Source organism: Candidatus Blochmanniella camponoti (assembly GCF_023585825.1).
GTDB lineage: Bacteria > Pseudomonadota > Gammaproteobacteria > Enterobacterales > Enterobacteriaceae > Blochmanniella > Blochmanniella camponoti.
Map to the genome: position 1 here is coordinate 24,144 of NZ_CP097751.1, position 19,455 is coordinate 43,598.

Annotated in this window: 18 protein-coding genes and 1 tRNA gene; 13 read left to right on the forward strand and 6 right to left on the reverse strand. The window is 29.2% G+C overall.

The genetic code is table 11. The features are described from left to right. Nucleotides 1–381: 381 nt before the first annotated feature. From M9394_RS00110 to M9394_RS00140, 7 genes are all read left to right on the forward strand, one after another. Complete coding sequence (locus tag M9394_RS00110; RefSeq protein WP_250250021.1) at nt 382–1,398, forward strand: lipoate--protein ligase; 1,017 nt, start codon at nt 382–384, stop codon at nt 1,396–1,398. A gap of 486 nt (nt 1,399–1,884) precedes the next feature. Then, nucleotides 1,885–2,265: a Fe-S cluster assembly scaffold SufA gene (sufA, locus tag M9394_RS00115; RefSeq protein ID WP_250247456.1), complete on the forward strand. Its 381-nt coding sequence runs from the start codon at nt 1,885–1,887 to the stop codon at nt 2,263–2,265. Nucleotides 2,266–2,279: 14 nt separating this feature from the next. Beyond that, nucleotides 2,280–3,776 (forward strand): Fe-S cluster assembly protein SufB, encoded by a 1,497-nt coding sequence (gene sufB, locus M9394_RS00120; RefSeq protein WP_250247455.1) that lies wholly within the window; start codon nt 2,280–2,282, stop codon nt 3,774–3,776. Between the two features lie 56 nt (nt 3,777–3,832). Then, the gene (gene sufC / locus M9394_RS00125; RefSeq protein WP_250250262.1) at nt 3,833–4,573 is read left to right on the forward strand and encodes a Fe-S cluster assembly ATPase SufC; all 741 of its coding nucleotides are present in this window, start codon (nt 3,833–3,835) and stop codon (nt 4,571–4,573) included. Then, on the forward strand, nt 4,554–5,843 hold the full coding sequence (gene sufD / locus M9394_RS00130; RefSeq protein ID WP_250250023.1) for a Fe-S cluster assembly protein SufD: 1,290 nt from the start codon (nt 4,554–4,556) through the stop codon (nt 5,841–5,843). The genes sufC and sufD overlap by 20 nt, the downstream gene beginning before the upstream one ends. Next, nucleotides 5,840–7,066 (forward strand): SufS family cysteine desulfurase, encoded by a 1,227-nt coding sequence (locus M9394_RS00135; protein ID WP_250250025.1) that lies wholly within the window; start codon nt 5,840–5,842, stop codon nt 7,064–7,066. Before sufD ends, M9394_RS00135 begins: the two co-directional genes overlap by 4 nt. 18 nt (nt 7,067–7,084) lie before the next feature. Next, nucleotides 7,085–7,519 carry a SufE family protein gene (locus tag M9394_RS00140; RefSeq protein WP_250247451.1) on the forward strand — a complete coding sequence of 145 codons (435 nt, stop codon included), beginning with the start codon at nt 7,085–7,087 and terminating at the stop codon, nt 7,517–7,519. A gap of 110 nt (nt 7,520–7,629) precedes the next feature. Here M9394_RS00140 and M9394_RS00145 read toward each other — a convergent pair whose 3' ends face one another. Both M9394_RS00145 and M9394_RS00150 read right to left on the reverse strand, forming a co-directional pair. Continuing rightward, entirely contained in the window at nt 7,630–7,866 is a 237-nt protein-coding gene (locus M9394_RS00145; RefSeq protein ID WP_250247449.1) for an LPP leucine zipper domain-containing protein, read from the reverse strand. A 264-nt stretch (nt 7,867–8,130) separates the two neighbouring features. Continuing rightward, a tRNA-Val gene (locus tag M9394_RS00150) sits at nt 8,131–8,204 on the reverse strand. Between the two features lie 296 nt (nt 8,205–8,500). Here M9394_RS00150 and M9394_RS00155 point away from each other — a divergent pair. Continuing rightward, nucleotides 8,501–9,127: a riboflavin synthase subunit alpha gene (locus M9394_RS00155; protein ID WP_250250027.1), complete on the forward strand. Its 627-nt coding sequence runs from the start codon at nt 8,501–8,503 to the stop codon at nt 9,125–9,127. Between the two features lie 160 nt (nt 9,128–9,287). After that, nucleotides 9,288–9,620, forward strand: a complete 333-nt coding sequence (gene grxD / locus M9394_RS00160) for a Grx4 family monothiol glutaredoxin (protein ID WP_250248203.1) — start codon at nt 9,288–9,290, stop codon at nt 9,618–9,620. 162 nt (nt 9,621–9,782) lie between these two features. On the opposite strand, the gene rnt is transcribed toward grxD, so the two are convergent. Next, nucleotides 9,783–10,436 carry a ribonuclease T gene (gene rnt, locus M9394_RS00165; RefSeq protein WP_250248204.1) on the reverse strand — a complete coding sequence of 218 codons (654 nt, stop codon included), beginning with the start codon at nt 10,434–10,436 and terminating at the stop codon, nt 9,783–9,785. A gap of 774 nt (nt 10,437–11,210) precedes the next feature. Between rnt and slyA the strand changes: the two genes are divergently transcribed. From slyA to tyrS, 3 genes are all read left to right on the forward strand, one after another. Further along, nucleotides 11,211–11,645 carry a transcriptional regulator SlyA gene (slyA, locus tag M9394_RS00170; protein ID WP_250247441.1) on the forward strand — a complete coding sequence of 145 codons (435 nt, stop codon included), beginning with the start codon at nt 11,211–11,213 and terminating at the stop codon, nt 11,643–11,645. 333 nt (nt 11,646–11,978) lie between these two features. Then, nucleotides 11,979–12,629 carry a pyridoxamine 5'-phosphate oxidase gene (gene pdxH / locus M9394_RS00175; protein ID WP_250250029.1) on the forward strand — a complete coding sequence of 217 codons (651 nt, stop codon included), beginning with the start codon at nt 11,979–11,981 and terminating at the stop codon, nt 12,627–12,629. 124 nt (nt 12,630–12,753) lie between these two features. After that, a complete protein-coding gene (tyrS, locus tag M9394_RS00180; protein ID WP_250247437.1) occupies nt 12,754–14,037 on the forward strand; it encodes a tyrosine--tRNA ligase in 1,284 nt (427 codons plus the stop codon). 132 nt (nt 14,038–14,169) lie between these two features. Here the strand turns inward: tyrS and nth are convergent, their stop codons facing one another. Then, nucleotides 14,170–14,799 carry an endonuclease III gene (gene nth, locus M9394_RS00185; protein ID WP_250247435.1) on the reverse strand — a complete coding sequence of 210 codons (630 nt, stop codon included), beginning with the start codon at nt 14,797–14,799 and terminating at the stop codon, nt 14,170–14,172. Between the two features lie 92 nt (nt 14,800–14,891). Next, entirely contained in the window at nt 14,892–16,292 is a 1,401-nt protein-coding gene (gene fumC, locus M9394_RS00190; protein WP_420022150.1) for a class II fumarate hydratase, read from the reverse strand. Between the two features lie 380 nt (nt 16,293–16,672). Here fumC and M9394_RS00195 point away from each other — a divergent pair, with 380 nt between their 5' ends. Continuing rightward, nucleotides 16,673–18,538, forward strand: a complete 1,866-nt coding sequence (locus M9394_RS00195) for an inverse autotransporter beta domain-containing protein (RefSeq protein ID WP_250250031.1) — start codon at nt 16,673–16,675, stop codon at nt 18,536–18,538. 114 nt (nt 18,539–18,652) lie between these two features. Here the strand turns inward: M9394_RS00195 and M9394_RS00200 are convergent, their stop codons facing one another. Then, complete coding sequence (locus M9394_RS00200; RefSeq protein ID WP_250247540.1) at nt 18,653–19,264, reverse strand: UbiX family flavin prenyltransferase; 612 nt, start codon at nt 19,262–19,264, stop codon at nt 18,653–18,655. Between the last annotated feature and the right edge of the window lie 191 nt (nt 19,265–19,455).

Genomic DNA, 19,455 nt, shown 5'->3' on the forward strand with positions numbered 1-19,455 from the left:
TATATAATTATATAACAATTAATTATTTAAAAAATAAAAATACCCATCTCTTGTTTTAAAATTCATTGAATAAAATTTCAAACTTATCTAAAGATAAAATGTTTAGCGATTTTACATATACAATATGATATCTCTATCACAATGAGAAATGAAAATATATTATTGCAATAATATATAAAATAATGATGAAAGCTATATTCTCTGCCATCAATTAAGCTATTTGTACTGATTATATATAATTAAAAAACATATATAAAAATTTGTTTATAATACCGATAATTTAATAAAAAATAATTAAAAAATGATTATTATTAGTGATAATATAATTGTATCTTACATATAAGATTTGGCTTAAATATTAAATATCGACAAGGAGGAGCTATGTGTTCTTTGCGGTTATTATTATCTGATTCTTACGATCCCTGGTTTAATTTGTCACTTGAAGAATATATTTTTAAAAATATACCTAAAAAGCAATCTATACTATTTTTATGGAGAAATCAAAATACAGTAGTTATAGGACGCGCTCAAAATGCATGGAAAGAATGTAATACTCGCCGTATGGAACGAGATGAAATTAAATTAGCTAGAAGAAATAGCGGAGGCGGCGCTGTGTTTCATGATTTAGGCAATACTTGTTTTACTTTTATTTCTACTCAAGAGCATTATGATAAGAGCGTATCCTCTAATATAGTTTTGAATGGATTGAGTTATATTGGGATTAAGGCTATCATTTCTGGACGAAATGACATTGTCATACGTACAGAAAATGGAGAACGTAAAATTAGTGGATCTGCATATCGTGAAACATCTGGACGTAAATTTCATCACGGCACATTACTTGTACACGTTGATATTGATAAACTTGCTTATTATCTTAATCCAGATTTTAAAAAACTAGAGACTAAAGGGATTACCTCTATTCGATCAAGAGTTGCTAATTTAAATGAATTAAAACCTGGTATTAATCATCAAGAAGTATGTCTAGGATTAACAGAAGCATTTTTCCAACATTATGGAATGAGAGTAAAACCAGAAATATTATCTATGGATAATTTCTGTAAAATTCCAGAATTTTTTAAACAATTCAACAAACAACGTGACTGGAACTGGAATTTTGGCAGCGCTCCTGCATTTACACATCAATTGGATACCCGTTTTGATTGGGGCAGTGTAACGTTACATTGCGACATAGAGCGTGGAATCATTCGTCATAGTCACATTTTTACTGACAGTTTAGACCCAGATCCTTTAGAAATATTAGCAACAAAATTAGTAGGTATCCCCTATAACAATAAAAGCATCCTATGTTGCTGCAAAGAATGGATGCAAAGCTGGCCTCAATACAAAAAAGAATTATCAGAGCTTTCTAATTGGTTAATCAAAACAATATCCTAATCCACTGTTGATTTTTACTGGGCTCTAATTTTCATTAATTTTTGAGATTTTTAACATAATTGCATACATGTAAATTGTACATATTGATTATAAGCAAATTCATATGAAATATTTTCGATTAATTTTTAAAAAACAAATCAATTATATGTGCTTTTATAATATGCTATAATGATAGGAATCTCCAAGTGAGTTACATTTTACCATTTAAAATAAGAAAATCAATTTTAGAAGAATACCATAAAAACCTGTCTTTAATGCGCTGTTATTAAAATAAGATACTACACTAAATTTCAATAAGTATTATATATGTATGCAAATTTATAAAAATTAATATATGATGATAAATTATAATTTCTCACATAATTAGATATGTAGAATCATATCCTTGCATACACATCTTTATACTGTTATAAATATTTATACAATCAAAACGATTGAGCATTTACTATGGTAAAATGCTGCATAATAAATTTAAAGGAATTTATCATGAAAAATGATATCAAAAAAAATATACACTGCATATCCAAAAAAAATGTTTCTTGGAATGGCCTAACACTAACTGATGCGGCAGCGCAACAAATTCTTCGCTTAAAAAATAAAGATCCTAATATGTTAGGATTGAAAGTAACCATAAAAAAATCAGGATGCGCAGGATTTACATATCTCATGGATAAAGTTATATCATTAAATGATAATAGCCTAATGTATGAACATAACGGCGCTAAATTATTCGTGCCATTGTATGCCATGCCATTTGTTGATGGAACCGAATTAGATTATGTACGAGAAGGATTAAATCATATGTTTAAATTTAATAATCCTCAGGCTCAACATTCCTGTGGGTGCGGTGAAAGTTTTAGCATTTAAAAACAGGTATTATTATGATACGCAATAACTCTAACATATATGATGTCAATAGAAATTTATCTAAAAATAACGATTCGTATTATAAGGAAGGTTTTTTTACTAAATTAAATAATGAAGAGCTCAAACAAGGTATTAATGAAGATATAATATATGCTATTTCAAAAAAAAGATTAGAACCAAAATGGATGCTAGAATTTAGGCTGGCAGGTTATAATGCTTGGTGTAATATGAAAGAACCGCATTGGTTAAAAGGAAGCTATCAAACACTCAACTATAATTCCTACAGCTATTTTTCTGCTCCAGCATGTACAACTACACAAAAAACCCACAAAGTACAAAAAAATACAAACACTCTTTTAAATAAATCAAAATACTTAACCACAGAAGTAGAAAAAACCTTTAACAAATTAGGTATCCCGGTGCATGAAAAAGGAAACGTAGCGGTTGATGCTATATTTGACTCAGTTTCTGTATCTACTACATTTCGTAATACCTTACTAAAAAAAGGTATCATTTTTTGTTCATTTCACGATGCTATTCGAGATTACCCAGATTTGGTACGCCAATATTTAGGAACTGTAGTATCTTTTAAAGATAATTTTTTTGCCGCACTTAATGCTGCAGTTGTATCTGATGGTACATTTGTATACATTCCTAAAAATGTACGCTGTCCTATGGAATTATCAACTTACTTTCGCATGAATTCTAAAAAAACTGGACAATTTGAACGTACTATTTTAATTGCAGATGCAGGTAGTTATGTAAGCTATATTGAAGGATGTTCAGCTCCAATACACAATAATTATCAACTTCACGCAGCAGTTGTGGAAGTTATCGTACTAAAAGATGCTCAAGTAAAATATTCAACGGTACAAAATTGGTTTTCTGGCAATCAAAATTCTCAAGGTGGCATTTTAAACTTCGTTACTAAACGAGCACTATGTTCTGGAGAAAATGCTAAAATGTCGTGGACTCAATCTGAATCTGGTTCTGCTATTACTTGGAAGTATCCTAGTGTAATTTTAAAAGGAAAAAACTCTATTGGAGAGTTTTTTTCAGTGGCTGTTACCAATGGTACACAACAAGCAGATACTGGAACAAAAATGATTCATATAGGAGAAAATACACGTTCAACCATTATTTCAAAAGGAATTGCTCTTGGAAACAGCCAAAATACTTATCGAGGATTAGTTAAAATTACGAAAACTGCTTCAAATTCGCGCAATTTTACACAGTGTGATTCTATGTTGATAGGTAACAAATGTAGTTCTCATACTTTTCCTGTCATTGAATCACATAACAATCATTCACAGTTAGAACATGAAGCTACAACTTCACGTATCAGCGATAATCAACTGTTTTATTGTCGGCAACGCGGAATTAATGAAGATGATGCTATTTCTATGATTGTAAATGGATTTTGCAAGGATATATTTTCTAAATTACCCTTAGAATTTTCTGTAGAAGCTCAAAAATTACTAGAGATTACTTTAGAACACAGCGTTGGATAAAATTTATAATGTAAGTACCTGCAGTAATCATAGCATTAAAAACAGGAGAAGTCATGATGCTATTAATAAAAAATTTGAATGTAAGCGTAAAAAATGTATCTATTCTGAAAAAATTAAATTTAGAAATTAATCCCGGTGAAATACATATCATCATGGGACCTAACGGATCGGGAAAAAGTACATTATCTGCTACATTATCTGGTCAACAGGATTATGCTGTTACTAATGGAGAAATATTATTTAAAAATAAAAATTTATTACTCCTGAAGCCAGAAGAACGTGCGGGGGAAGGCATTTTTGTAGCATTTCAGCATCCAGTAGATATTCCAGGAATCAGTAATCAATCATTTTTACACCACGCTGTTAATGCCATACGTAAATATAGACACCAACCTCTTATGGATCGGTTTGATTTTATCCAACTCGTTCAAAAAAATATGGCATTATTAAAAATGCCTAATGACCTTTTGACTCGATCAGTAAACGTTGGATTTTCTGGAGGAGAAAAAAAACGTAATGATATTCTTCAAATGATGATGTTAGAACCATTATTATGTATTCTTGATGAAACAGATTCTGGTTTAGATATTGACGCAATAAAAATTGTTTATAATGGTCTTAATATATTAAGCGATAAAATACGTTCATTTGTGATTATCACGCATTATCAAAGAATTTTAGAGTATATTAAACCGGATTATGTTCATGTGCTACATAAAGGTCATATTGTAAAATCTGGTGATATCTCTTTAGTCAAAAAGCTTGAGGAAAAAGGCTATGGTTGGTTGGCTGGATAATAAAAATCGAGTATTAAACGAATGGTACGGATTATTTAAACAAAAAAATAATATTAATTCAAATTTGGCGCATAAATATTGGGAACGCGTTAAAACACTTGGATTACCAAATATTAAAAAAGATAATTGGAAACATACTGCATTTGAAGAATTTTTAACATACAATTTTGAATTTTCTAAAAATTTTGAATTAAATACTCCGCAATATGAAAAATTAAGTTTTCCAATAAATGCTTATCGCTTAACATTTATTAACGGTATATTTTCACCTGAATTAAGTGATAAAAATATCGATCCATGGATCCTCAAAATCAATCGTGATCCCAATCGTCATGACATGACTAATCCCATTCAACCAGACATGTTTTTATATTTAACTGAATGCTTAAGTGATGCCACAATACACATAAATTTACCTACGAAAAAAATCACAAAAAAACCATTATATTTACTATATATTAATGGAGGATCTAACGTAAAAAATAAATTAGTTACATCTCATTATCATCATCATCTTCAAATCGGGCACGACTCTAACACATGCGTCATAGAACATTTCATTAGTATAAATAACAACGGACATTTCAGTGGCGCGCGCATGTCTATGACAACAGGAAACCGATCTAAATTAGATCACGTTAAATTAATATTTGAGAACAATGCAAGTTATCATATAGCACATAATGATATTAATGTAGGACAATCTTCAAATGTAAACAGTAGTATCTTTGTTATTCTTGGTCCTAAATTTACATCCCATCGAACCAGCGCTCAAATCAATCACTCAGGATCATCTTTATCATTACAGAGTTTACTTTTTCTATCAGAACAAGATATTGGGAACATATGCACTTATTTAGAACACAATAATCGAGAATACGCATCAAGCAGGCAATTACATAAAATAATAGCATGTAATTACAGTACCGGTGTGTTTAATGGACTAATAAAAGTAAATCCAGATTCTATAAAAACTGATGGAATAATGATAAACAATAATTTGTTGTTGAACAAAGATGCAATTATTCATAGTATACCTAAACTTGAAATTTACTCAGACGATGTAAAATGTAGTCATGGAGCAACAATAGGCCACCTTGATACCAATCAGCTATTTTATCTAAGTACACGCGGTATTCCAAAAAAAGATGCTTTAAAAATGCTTATTTATGCTTTTGCTATTGAAATTATAGGATCACTTGAAAATGCTATGTTACAGGATCTTGTATTGACAAGAATCAATAAAGCTTTAGCAAGGATCATAATATGATAATTTATCCTATAGAAAAAATTAGATCAGATTTTCCTATATTAAACCGAATGATAAATAAATACCCTCTTACTTATCTTGATAGCGCCGCATCTGCTCAAAAACCTAATATTGTCATAGACTCACAAACTCATTACTATCGTAATGAATATGCTGCCGTGCATCGAGGTATTCACACGTTGAGTACTGAATCAACTAATCAAATGGAAACAGTACGCTTACGTATAGCCAATTTTATCAACGCATCTAAAGAAGAAATTGTTTTTGTCAAAAGTACTACTGAAGCTATTAACCTAATTGCCAACAGTTGGGGACACAATTTTGTAAATTATGGGGATAATATTATTATTAGCGAAATGGAACACCACGCCAATATTATTCCATGGCAAGTATTATCAAAACATAAGAACATTGTACTACATTATATACCATTAACTCCTAACGGTACATTAGATATATCTAGATTATCCGAACTTATAGATAATCGTACTCGACTCTTATCGATATCACATATCTCTAATGTTTTAGGAACAATTAATCCATTAACAGAAATAATTAGTATAGCACGAAAAAAAAGTGATACTCTAATTTTAATAGATGGCGCGCAAGGAATTGTACATCAATTAGTAGACGTACAAAAATTAGATTGCGATTTTTATGTATTTTCTGGGCATAAAATATACGGACCTTCTGGTATTGGCATTATGTATGGAAAAAAAGAATTACTTCAAAAAATGCCCCCATGGATAGTAGGAGGCGGAATAGTAAGAAATGTAAGTTTAATTCAAGATACAACATTTATAGATTCTCCTTTGAAATTTGAGTCAGGATCTCCTAATATTAGTGGTATCATAGGATTAGGCAATGCTATTGAATACATCAATACAATAGGTGTTGATAACATTTACAATTACGAAGATCAATTAATGCGTTACGCTATAGATACATTAAAAAAAATTCCAAATCTAGTATTATATGGACCAAGTACACGAGTTGGTATTATTGCTTTTAATTTAGGAATACATCACTCATATGATGTTGGAATGTTATTAAATCAATATGGCGTTGCCATACGCACAGGACATCATTGCGCAATACCTATTATGAACTATTTTAAAGTACCGGGTATGTGTCGCGCATCCTTAGCTATGTATACAAACAAGGAAGATATTGATCGTTTAGCACATGGACTAATTAAAGTGCAACATTTACTGAACCAATGAAAAATTACTCTAATAACGATGATAAATTTTCCAACAAAAAACCAATTATTACAAAATTTCTTAAGTTGTATTAATTGGGAAGAAAAATATATATATATAATCGATCTTGGAAAATTATTACCTGCATTCCCAGAAAATATGCGCACGCAAAAATATCTAATTTCTGGGTGCCAAAGTCAAACATGGATTGCTTTGACTACTACCTCTATTATGTCATCCCATGACAAGTCAATCAAATTATACGGATACAGCGATTCTTCTATCGTTAAAGGGATTATCACAATAATATTCAGCTTATATCAAGGATTAAGTTTACAAGAAGTCGCCAACTTGGATGTTAAACCTTTTCTAATAAATCAATTACAATTAAAACAAAACCTAAGCATGTCCCGATCTCAAGGAATACACCTGATACTAGATTCTATACAATCTCAAGCCAAATGCTCTATGTAAACTATAGCCATCCCAGATGGAATCTTATGTATACTATCTAATTGTAATTAGATAGTATATTAATTTTTATTTTTAAAGAATTATATATACTGTCTCCACATCTTTTCCCATTACTTATGATAAGAAGTAATTTGATTGTCAATACGTTGATTAGCTCGTGCTGCTTCATTTTTTGTTTTTTCTATTTCAGGACGCAAAACATCAATGTCGCTGCTTATTTGATCAATTCTTTCGTTTAAATCATGTACTTCAGAAGATAATTCTTTTATTTTAGTTGTGCTCGCACAACTAACCAATACGAAAGAACTCAAAATAATTGCAGAACATATTAATCTATTACGATTCATCTTTAATACTCTCCCATATTAAACGTACTTTAATGATTTAACTCATATAAAAATATAATTAGTAGATAATTATTTATTAGTTTTTAACAGACACTCTATTTTCGTATAATATTGATTGCGTTGAATTGATCATCTGATCATTAAAAATAGAATCAATTTGATCTAATACAATATTAAGTAATAATCTTTTTATTTAATTTCTTGCGCTACATATAAACAAGATCTTACTATCATTTTAATTTAATAATGCTTGTCAATAACTAATGCGTTCTAATGGACTTGAACCATCGACCTCTACCATGTCAAGGTAGTGCTCTAACCGACTGAGCTAAGAACGCACAATGATACAATTTTAGTAATCCATGATCAAATAGACTGTATTATTAATTTACATTATCTATTTCTTACCGTCTTACAAATTAAACAAAATGATTTATTAAAAACCACACTTATATGTGGTAAAATACATGTAATTTTATCATACGTCAAATGTTTTAAGAATATCTTATATTACGAAAGTACATTTTTATCACATTGATTTAAAATCATTTCAAAGTGATATTTAACAAAAAAGAGATATATGCTATAATAGCATTATATAATTTAAAATAATATTAAATAGTATTTGAAAGATATGTTTTCAGGTATTATACAAGCTATTGTTCCAGTACATACAATTTATGAAGTAACTAATTTTAAAACATATACGGTTATATTACCCACATATCTACTCTCAAATTTAAAAATTGGTTGCTCTATATCAAATAATGGATGCTGTTTGACTGTTATCGCCATAAAATATAATTTAGTTAGTTTTAATGTAATACATGAAACACTAAAACTAACTAATATGGGTATATTAAAATTAGGAGATTTAATCAATATAGAAAGATCGATTGGTTATCATTCTGAAATTGGTGGGCATTTAATGAGCGGACATATTGACTGTACTGGAAAAATTATAAAAATAATTACTTCAAAAAACAACAAAATAATATGGTTTAGTATAAAAAAAAAATATCTTAAAAAATATGTTTTGCAACAAGGATCAATTGGTGTAGACGGAGTAAGTCTTACAGTAAGTAAAATATTCAATAATTATATACGTATTTGTTTAACTCCATACACTGCAATACAAACAACACTTGGTGAAAAAAAAATAGGCGATATAGTAAATATTGAAGTTGACATTATTATAAAATCTGCTATAAACAGCTTTGAAAGGAAATGGTCTGTTATTAATTTTCAAAAAAATAATTAATATTTATCAACATGCGGATTTTGTGAACACAAAATAATTATGAGAAATTAAGAAGGATTTATGTTAAAACATTAAATGCTTCATCTATTAATAAAAAAAAATAATATTTACATAATTAAGCTTCACTAAGTATAATTTTAACTTTTAACACAAATACAACATGAACAATGCAATAGAAAAAATTAAAAATCAAATAAAAGAAAATCCTATCGTTTTATACATGAAAGGCACACCTAGCGCTCCTAAATGTGGCTTTTCATCAAAAGCCGCTCAAATATTGTCTACTTATACTCAATCATTTTTTTATATTGACGTATTGATTCATGTAGATATTAGAAACGCTCTGCCAATATTTTCTAATTGGCCTACTTTTCCTCAATTATGGATAGAAGGAAAATTAATAGGTGGATCTGACATCATAATCAACATGAGTCACAGCGGTACGCTAAAAACTTTAATTGATCAGGTTAAACTAAGACATAATTTGAATTGAATCTGTTTAATTCTCTTTAAAAGAGAATTAAACATTATAGTAGCTACTATATAGATACATAAAATTTAGATAAGTGTAGTAAAAATATGTTTTATATTCAAATTTATAACTTTTCTTTATAACACAAGAAAATCGTAAATAAATATCGGGTATTTAATGGTATTAAGACTCGGTACAACAAGGAGTTAATGGCCAACCGCCAAGTCTTTTCCATTTATTTACCAATTCACAAAATAACATTGCGGTTCGCTCAGTGTCATATAATGCAGAATGCGCTTTGTTCTTATCAAAAAAAACACCCGCACATGCACATGCCTTAGCCAATACAGTTTGCCCAAATACTAATCCACTTAAAGTCGCTGTATCGAACATAACAAAAGGGTGAAATGGATTATTTTCCATAAAACTTACGCGTTCTATTGCTGCCATTAAAAAACTGTGATCAAAAAAAGCATTGTGTGCTACGATAATAGCACGATTACATCCTTGAGTTTCGATGCCCTGGCGCACCATTTCAAAAATTTCATGTAATGCTTCTTGCTCTGTCACTGCAGCTCTTAAAGGACTATTTAAATCAATTCCATTAAACGCTAATGATTCTGGTTGAATAATAGCTCCAGGAAATGATTTAATATGAAAATTAAGAGAACCATCTACACACAACCAACCATATTCGTCCATTTTAAGTGTAGCAACAGCAATTTCTAATAAAGCATTAATATTAGCGTTAAGACCTGCTGTCTCTACATCAACTACAACCGGATAAAACCCACGAAATCTTGCTCGAAGAGTATTGCGATCATCTTTACAAATCATATTTATTATGAGATATAGTACATTACATAAACAGTTAATACTATCATAAATTCTAATTACATTTTCATATTCATCATGCAAAAATGATTGTTTGAATATTTCATGCAAAATAGTAAATAACTATGTTTTTAAAACAACGTATTTTTTATCTAAAATAGAATTTTTATATAATTACATCCTAAATTAAAATATTTATTAATTTTTAAGATAGTCACGTATGTCGATATTCATTATTTAATCACTACAAGATATTAAAATCTACAGCAAACAAACTACAATTTATTTATATAACAACAGATGCTTAACAAAGATATACATAACCCAGAAAAAATAATGAATAACACCAAGTTGATCTATAAAAACACACTTCTTTTAGTAATTCAATTGTTTGCGATCGAATTCCCAATGATAGTATTGTAACATAAATAACTAAACAAACAATTTTTTTAAATAATTATTATATTATAATTATAATTTTTATTTATTTTATATTAAGTATATTCCATTCAATAAATTATTTTTAATACTTGTATTAAAAATAATTTACACACAACAATAAATGTATGTTATACTTTAATGAATTAAATTATACATAATAACGTATCTAATTGATAAACTATGATAACAATCGTTGTACAATAAATTCTATTAAATTATATTAGAGTCATATTATAGATACGATTATCTCTATAGTCGCATGTGTATATATTTTTATCCACTTGTCTAAAACAAAATTCTAAAATAAAATAGACTCAATTATAAGGAAGGAAAAAATTGGAATCACCATTAGGATCAGATTTAGCACGCCTTGTAAGAATATGGCGTGCTTTAATTGATCATCGTTTAAAACCTTTAAAACTTACACAAACACATTGGATTACATTGCATAATATTTGTCAATTACCTCCAGAACAATCTCAAATACAATTAGCAAAAGCCATAGGGATAGAACAACCATCTCTAGTACGAACACTCGATCAACTTGAAGAAAAATCGTTAATTATAAGACATACTTGCGTGAATGATCGACGAGCTAAACGAATTAAATTAACTGATAACGCTAGACCTGTTATTAATGAAGTAAATCGTGTTATTTCCATCACTAGAAATGAAATTTTCAGCGGAATTAGCCATGAGGAAATAATTTTTCTAAGTAAAATTATCTCTAAATTAGAAAAAAACATTATCAATTTACATAATAAAAATTAGAAAATATCATATATATTAAAGAATTACATACTTGTTAATAACATTAAATAAATTTTTATATCTTATTTTACAGATATCATATAAGTATATATATGATATCTATCACTAAGTGTGCTGAAATATATCATCATTTATCAATTAAGTAAATAATTGACTCTTTTTTAACTTACATAAATATGCACTTAAATATTTATCAATCAATTAAACTTTATTATAAGAGATTTAAAACCAATAAAACTACTATTATAGCCCTTGTAGTACTTCTTGTTTGTTTTAGATACACACAAAAATGTGTTATTCTATTTTGCAACAATCAATATAATACCATATTTTATGCTAATAGACAAAACTAACATTTCTAACATCAGACGAGAATATATATCTGGACAATTGCGCCATACAGATTTAACTAATCAGCCTATTCAGTTATTTTCAGTATGGTTGCATCAAGCGTATTTTTCAAAAATACCTGATCCTACTGCAATGTGTTTAGCTACAGTAGATCACACTGGTCAACCTTATCAACGTGTGGTATTATTGAAGAGTTTTACTAATAAAGAAATGATATTCTATACTAATCTTAATAGCCGAAAGGCTATGCATTTAGCCAATAACCCAAAAGTTAGTTTATGTTTTCTTTGGAATGTTATAGATAGACAGGTAATAATAACAGGAAGTGTGAATAAACTTCCAGAAAAAGAAGTATTAAAACATTTTTATACACGCCCAAAAAACAATCAAATTAGCGCATGGGTATCTAATCAATCTAAAGTTATTTCTTCTAAAGATTTACTAGAAAATAAATTTTTAGAATTCAAAAAAAATCATCTCCATAAAAAAGTACCATTTCCCGAATTTTGGGGTGGATATAAAATTAATATAAATAGCATGGAGTTCTGGCAAGGCGGAACACATCGATTACATGATCGATTCATATATCAACGATATAAACATACATGGCGTATTTACCGTTTATCTCCGTAATTACAATTACAATTTCAGTGAATTTTATAATATATAAAAAATATAACTAAACTTAATAAAACAGTATTGATTTTTATCAAATACATATAAATACTCTTGATTGCTGTACTAAAACTATACTTGTATGAATAATAAAAATATTGATATAATACAACGTTTGTACGAACGTGATTTAATAGCACAAATTACAAACCAAGAAGCATTAATTAAGATATTAAAATCAAAATCCATTACTTTATATTGCGGGTTTGATCCGACATCTGACAGCTTACATATAGGACACTTAGTTCCACTGTTATGTTTAAGACAATTCCAAACATTTGGACATCGTCCTATAATTTTACTAGGCGGGGGTACTGGATTGATTGGAGATCCAAGTTTTAAAGACTCTGAACGAAAACTCAATTTAATTGAAACAGTACAAAAATGGATAGAAAAAATCAAATACCAAGTATCTTTGTTCGTAGATTTTTCTCACAGTCAATATTCGCAAGCCTGTATAGTTAATAATTACGACTGGCTATCTTCTATATCACTCTTAACATTTTTAAGAGATATTGGTAAATTTTTTTCTGTAAATAAAATGATAAATAAAGATGCTATAAAAAAACGATTACAACAAAATAATTATGGAATTTCTTATACTGAATTTTCCTATAATTTATTACAAAGTTATGATTTTACCTATTTACATAAACATTATAATGCAATACTCCAAATTGGTGGTTCTGATCAATGGGGTAATATTATATCAGGTATTGATCTGATACATCGCATATATAAAAGAACTGCTTACGGACTCACTATGCCTTTGCTTACCAAATCTGATAACACTAAATTTGGAAAAACAGAAAAACATACTATATGGTTAGATGCAAAAAAAACTAGCCCTTATACATTTTATCAATATTGGATCAATACTTCTGATACAGAAGTATATCGTTTTCTTAAATTTTTTACCAACATCGATGTAGATACGATCAATATTTTAAAAAAAGAAGATAAAATGAAAAATACAAAACCACAAGCTCAAATTATATTAGCAGAGGAAATTACCCGATTAGTTCATGGAAAATCAGGATTAAAAACGGCTCAAAAAATTACTAGCAATCTATTTACAGGACAAATACATAAACTCACTTTAAATGATTTCGAACAGCTATTTCAAGATGGCATACCGACTATACCACTGAAAGCAGGTATTACATTACAACAAGCATTGGTAGAATCTAAATTAGTAGCGTCTCGTGCACAAGCACGAGAATTAATTTCATCTAATAGCATCACTATAAACTCAAAAAAACAATTGAAAACAGAATATATTTTTTGTGCCACCGACAGATTATACGATCGATTTACGCTGTTAAGACGCGGAAAAAAACACCACTGCTTGATTATATGGGAATGATTTAGTTTAGATAATATACTTGTTATGTATATAACTATTTATATTTGCAAACAAATATAAACAAAATTTCACACAATATCTTATTACACCATGCGTAACATTTTATTTATGTAACTTTTACTGTAATATAAATCATTTTTTTTCCTTAAATTCACATAAATCTTTAATCACACAAACACGACAATTTGGTTGTTTAGCTCGGCAAATATTTCTACCATGTAGTACTAACCACTGATGACAGTTTCTTTGAAATTCCTTTGGTACTACTGACAATAATTTCTTTTCTACAGACAAAACATTATTTCCTGACGCAAAACAACTACGATTACAAAATCTAAATACGTGTGTATCTACTGCAATTGTAGGCCAACCAAAAACTACATTTAAAATAATATTAGCAGTTTTACGTCCAACTCCAGGTAAAGATTCCAAACCAACACGACTTGACGGTAATATACCGTTGTGTTTATCTATCAACAAACGACAAGTTTTAATAATATTTTTAGATTTAGTATTTGATAAACCAATAGATTTAATATAATTTTTAACCCCATCTACACCCAAACGTAGCATATCTTGTGGTGTATTAACTACTTTAAACAAACTCTTTGTTACTTTGTTAACTTGTACATCGCTTGTTTGAGCCGACAGTAATACTGCAATCAATAACTCAAATTCCGATCGATAAACTAATTCAATAACTGGATGAATATTATTATCCCGTAATTTACATAAAATCTGATAACGTTTAACGCGATTCATTTATTAATAGCACTTAATTATTTCATAACGTTTTATTAAAAATACTTATAATACTTATTGTTATTCAATTTACTATTCAGTTCTAATAATAATTAAAATAATTCTGAAGAATTAATCATATTTTCTGGGCAAACCCACAAGTCAAACTGTTGCTCATCGACATAACCCAATTGTAATGCAGCTTCCTTTAAACTTAACCCTTCCGAATGCGCTTTCTTAGCAATTTCTGCTGATTTGTCATATCCAATATATGGACTCAACGCAGTAACCAACATAAGTGAACTATTAAGTAATTCTTTAATTCGTTCACGCTTTGGTTGAATACCTACAATACAGTATTTATGAAAACTTTCTATACCATCTGCCAGTAAACGTACCGATTGTAAGAAATTATATATAATCAATGGTCTATATACATTTAATTCAAAATGTCCAGATGCACCTCCAATATTTATACTAACATCATTTCCAATAATTTGAGAACACAACATAGTCATAGCTTCACATTGCGTTGGATTAACTTTTCCAGGCATAATCGAGCTACCTGGTTCATTTTCAGGAATGCTTAATTCACCTATACCACATCTAGGACCAGAAGATAATAAACGCACATCATTAGCAATTTTCATCATAGAAACGGCTAAACCCTTCAAGGAGCCATGACTGTGCACCAATGCATCACATGTCGATAATGACTCAAACTTATTCGGTGCGCTAACAAAATTATGTTTAGTAAGAAATGATAATGCGTCAACAACACGGCCGGCGTATTCTGGATGAGTGTTTAGACCTGTCCCCACTGCTGTTCCGCCTAACGCTAATTCACATAAATGAGGTATCGTAACTTCTATATGGTCTATGTTATGTTGCAGCATAGATACCCAAGCAGAAATCTCTTGCCCCAAAGTCAATGGAGTAGCATCTTGAAGATGAGTACGACCAATTTTAATAATGTTATTAAATTTAACAGATTTATCAAATAAAGTGTTTTTTAACATCTTAACTTTAGGTATTAATTGCTCATTTAAAGTAACTACCGCTGCAACATGCATTGCGCTAGAAAAAACATCATTGGAACTTTGACTTTTATTGACATGATCATTTGGATGAATAAATTTCTCATTCACATTTTGTTCGCTGCTTAATAATTTATTAGCTCGATTAGCTAAAACTTCATTCATATTCATATTGCTTTGAGTTCCAGATCCAGTTTGCCAAACTGATATTGGAAATTCGTCCTTATGCACTCCAGATAGTACCTCACCTGCTGATTGAATAATTGCTTGAGCCCGTTCACGATCTATCAGTTTCAAATCATAATTTACTTGTGCTGCCGCCAGCTTGATTTGGGCCAACGCTTTAATTAACGAGAAAGGAATTTTTTCATTAGAAATATTAAAATATTTTAATGCGCGTTGTGTTTGCGCTCCCCATAATCGATCGTTCGGTACTAAAATTGCACCCATAGTATCTTTTTCAACACGCATCGCCATAATAATGCCACCTCACTTAATTATAAAAATATTAATTGATTATATTAACGGTATTAATATAATCAATTGTTTGTATCATATATACAAAATAAATGATATCATTTTAAAGTTACATTTTTATTCAAAACAGTGATTATTTAATTTATAATTTTTATATGTTAATTACTTGTATATAACAACAAAACAAAAATATAAATATACTGTATATACACAATATAAAATACGTTAATTAAAATTAAAACATGCCGACATTTATTATATTAGGAATAATATTTCAAATATTGATATACAACAAAATCGCTTGGTGTAGCACACTCAAGGAGTGTATTCAATCCAACGTTAGTAGTAACATATTGCACGATGATTTATATCAAAAAGAGATGAAATTACACACTCACGACCATATACATCATACTCTTAATTTTTATCCCTATACAACGAATAAACTACGCGTTCATGCATATAATTATCGATCCCCCTTTTCTTCTACTTACAAATCTAAAATGCAATTACAAAACGATTCAATCAATATGTTTCATTCGTTTTACACGCAACGTAGCAAACACAAAAAAAAATTATCCTTTATGCAATTAGGGGTACACAATCTTTTATCAGAACAAATTTTTAATTTTGGAGGGGGAAAAAGACATCTAACTAATGATAAATACGCTATTGGATATAATACTTTTTATCATTGTCCTATTTCTAAACCAAGCAGTCAACCATACTCAATTAATGTTGGTGTAGAATGTTGGTTATATAATACATTATTCATGTTAAATAATTATTATAACCTAGATAACATTTTTGATCCTGAAACATCATTAGAAAAATGTAACATACATTATCCAAGAAGTGGTCATCAATTATACATACAAACTAAATTTCCACACTTTTTAGAATTTACTGGAAAAATAAAATTGGAACAATTTATTTATGAAAAAAAATATAAAAAAATTTTCAATAAAAAAAATAATGACTATTATTTATCGTTAGATCTGAATTATCAACCCATTCCCATGTTAGGTTTTAGCATAAATAATATTTTTGTAAATAAGCAATACAATAATACTATTTTTCGAGTATTAATAGATTACCAATTCGGTACTCCTATTATAGAACAAATTTATTATACTAATAATAACAAAAATAAATCAATACTAAATAACCTTGATACTATAATACAACCGTTTATACCTACGATAATTCCGCATCACGATTATATTTCCATAAACGATCATAATCACCTTCCATCCTTGCGGTATACTCACAAAATAACAGGCTATCCTGGAGAAATTAAAATCATTAAAGTCGATGACAATAATGATAAATATGTACGATGGGATTTTGAGTCATTGGAAAATCACGGAGGTAATATTGTTGCAATAGCAAATAATACTTATGCGCTCTATTTCCCCAACTATCCTATTAAACAAGAAAACAATATTTTTGTTTCATACATTACTAATAATGCAACACAATCTCATCAGGAACAGAAAAAACAAAATATACATATTGTAGTAAAAGATTTTTCACAAAAAAAATTATCGAATACGAATACACAAAAAAAAGATGCGTCTATTATTAACATTAATAATGATTCTGGAATTAACGTTACAGAAAATACAGCTGAACATACATTAAATTATCATGACGATGATCAGCATAGTAGCATAAAGAATAATATAGCAGTCTCAAATTTCTTTGCGCCACAGCCACAGCATGATGTATATAATACTCCAACAGAAAACGCTCAGAATACTATAACAGAAGATAATCACATATTTTTAGCTCCTCCTCCCCCTCCTCCCATTCCTTTTCCTTTTTTAGAAAAAGATTCATCGGCATCTATAGCATCATCAACACTAAACGATATATTGCCATCGAACCAATCTGTATCCCACGAAGATCAACAAACTCATTCTGAAAAAAATGCAGATAATGAAGGAACGCATGATGCTTTTTTTAAATCTTCTAAAATTGAACTCAATCAAAGTGATGACTTATCGTATCGTTTATTTGAGCATAGGCAGTCTAAGTTTGCTTCATTGGGTACTACAGAACACATAAATAAACTTGAAAATACCATAAAAGAACGAAGAAAAACTAGACACCTCAGTGATATGGAACAAATATTTGTCAAACTAAATCTAGCGCAATCTTCATCATCTATTAGCGAAGATTACGCTACAGACGATAGTAGCGATAGTTTTAATTCCACAAATAAAGAAGAGCAGTATCATTAGATACATTTATACTTTAAATTATTAAATTAATTATTTTTTAAAATTTCAAGAATATACTCATTAAGTAACGTATTAAATATCGTCAATATAGACATCAAATAGTTAGCAATAATTTCAATTTAGTTTCATAAGATTATCATGAGTTCGATCCCGTATTCCTAACCAAGTAGGAGAAATATTGGTATCAATCCCAAATAAACTTAGAGCTCTTGCCACAGTGTAACAAATAACGTCATCTATAGTTTTTGGATGTGTATAATATGCAGGAACAGGCGGCATAATTACTGCTCCAAATTCTGTTAATTTAACCATTGTACGTAAATGCCCCAGATGCAATGGAGTTTCCCTGATCATTAACACTAGTTTGCGTTTTTCTTTCAACATTACATCTGCAACACGACCAATCAATGATGATGTCATGCCTGAACTAATTTCTGACATAGTTCTAATGGAACATGGAGCAATTAACATACCTAGAGTTGGATATGATCCGCTAGCAACTGATGCTCCGATATCTTGCGGAAAATGTACAACATCCGCTAATTCATATACAGATTGCTTGCTCATCTTTAATTCTTGTTGTAATGTAATCAAAGCATTTCTAGTCACGATAAGATGAGATTCTATATTCATAGAACATTTTTTTAAAATAGTCAATGCGCGGATTCCATAAATCCCACCAGATGCCCCTGATATTCCTACCACTAGACGTAATTGTTGCTGCATAATTATTTTTACACTCCACGTTAACATAAACAAATACACTTATGATTTTTAATAACTATCACGATACATAACATTAAAAAATATTTTTAATATGATATGATGAATTAAAAAATATTATACATATATTCTAAATTTTAATACTCACATTATAAGGAGCCATAATAATATCATGATTAATATAGTAATCAAAG

What these genes read in the sequence shown, in the direction of transcription:
- M9394_RS00110 (WP_250250021.1), top strand. Translation starts at nt 382, where the DNA reads ATGTGTTCTTTGCGGTTATTATTATCTGATTCTTACGATCCCTGGTTT.
- sufA (WP_250247456.1), top strand. Translation starts at nt 1,885, where the DNA reads ATGAAAAATGATATCAAAAAAAATATACACTGCATATCCAAAAAAAAT.
- sufB (WP_250247455.1), top strand. Translation starts at nt 2,280, where the DNA reads ATGATACGCAATAACTCTAACATATATGATGTCAATAGAAATTTATCT.
- sufC (WP_250250262.1), top strand. Translation starts at nt 3,833, where the DNA reads ATGCTATTAATAAAAAATTTGAATGTAAGCGTAAAAAATGTATCTATT.
- sufD (WP_250250023.1), top strand. Translation starts at nt 4,554, where the DNA reads ATGGTTGGTTGGCTGGATAATAAAAATCGAGTATTAAACGAATGGTAC.
- M9394_RS00135 (WP_250250025.1), top strand. Translation starts at nt 5,840, where the DNA reads ATGATAATTTATCCTATAGAAAAAATTAGATCAGATTTTCCTATATTA.
- M9394_RS00140 (WP_250247451.1), top strand. Translation starts at nt 7,085, where the DNA reads ATGATAAATTTTCCAACAAAAAACCAATTATTACAAAATTTCTTAAGT.
- M9394_RS00145 (WP_250247449.1), bottom strand. Translation starts at nt 7,866, where the DNA reads ATGAATCGTAATAGATTAATATGTTCTGCAATTATTTTGAGTTCTTTC.
- M9394_RS00155 (WP_250250027.1), top strand. Translation starts at nt 8,501, where the DNA reads ATGTTTTCAGGTATTATACAAGCTATTGTTCCAGTACATACAATTTAT.
- grxD (WP_250248203.1), top strand. Translation starts at nt 9,288, where the DNA reads ATGAACAATGCAATAGAAAAAATTAAAAATCAAATAAAAGAAAATCCT.
- rnt (WP_250248204.1), bottom strand. Translation starts at nt 10,436, where the DNA reads ATGATTTGTAAAGATGATCGCAATACTCTTCGAGCAAGATTTCGTGGG.
- pdxH (WP_250250029.1), top strand. Translation starts at nt 11,979, where the DNA reads ATGCTAATAGACAAAACTAACATTTCTAACATCAGACGAGAATATATA.
- tyrS (WP_250247437.1), top strand. Translation starts at nt 12,754, where the DNA reads ATGAATAATAAAAATATTGATATAATACAACGTTTGTACGAACGTGAT.
- nth (WP_250247435.1), bottom strand. Translation starts at nt 14,799, where the DNA reads ATGAATCGCGTTAAACGTTATCAGATTTTATGTAAATTACGGGATAAT.
- fumC (WP_420022150.1), bottom strand. Translation starts at nt 16,292, where the DNA reads ATGGCGATGCGTGTTGAAAAAGATACTATGGGTGCAATTTTAGTACCG.
- M9394_RS00195 (WP_250250031.1), top strand. Translation starts at nt 16,673, where the DNA reads ATGAAATTACACACTCACGACCATATACATCATACTCTTAATTTTTAT.
- M9394_RS00200 (WP_250247540.1), bottom strand. Translation starts at nt 19,264, where the DNA reads ATGCAGCAACAATTACGTCTAGTGGTAGGAATATCAGGGGCATCTGGT.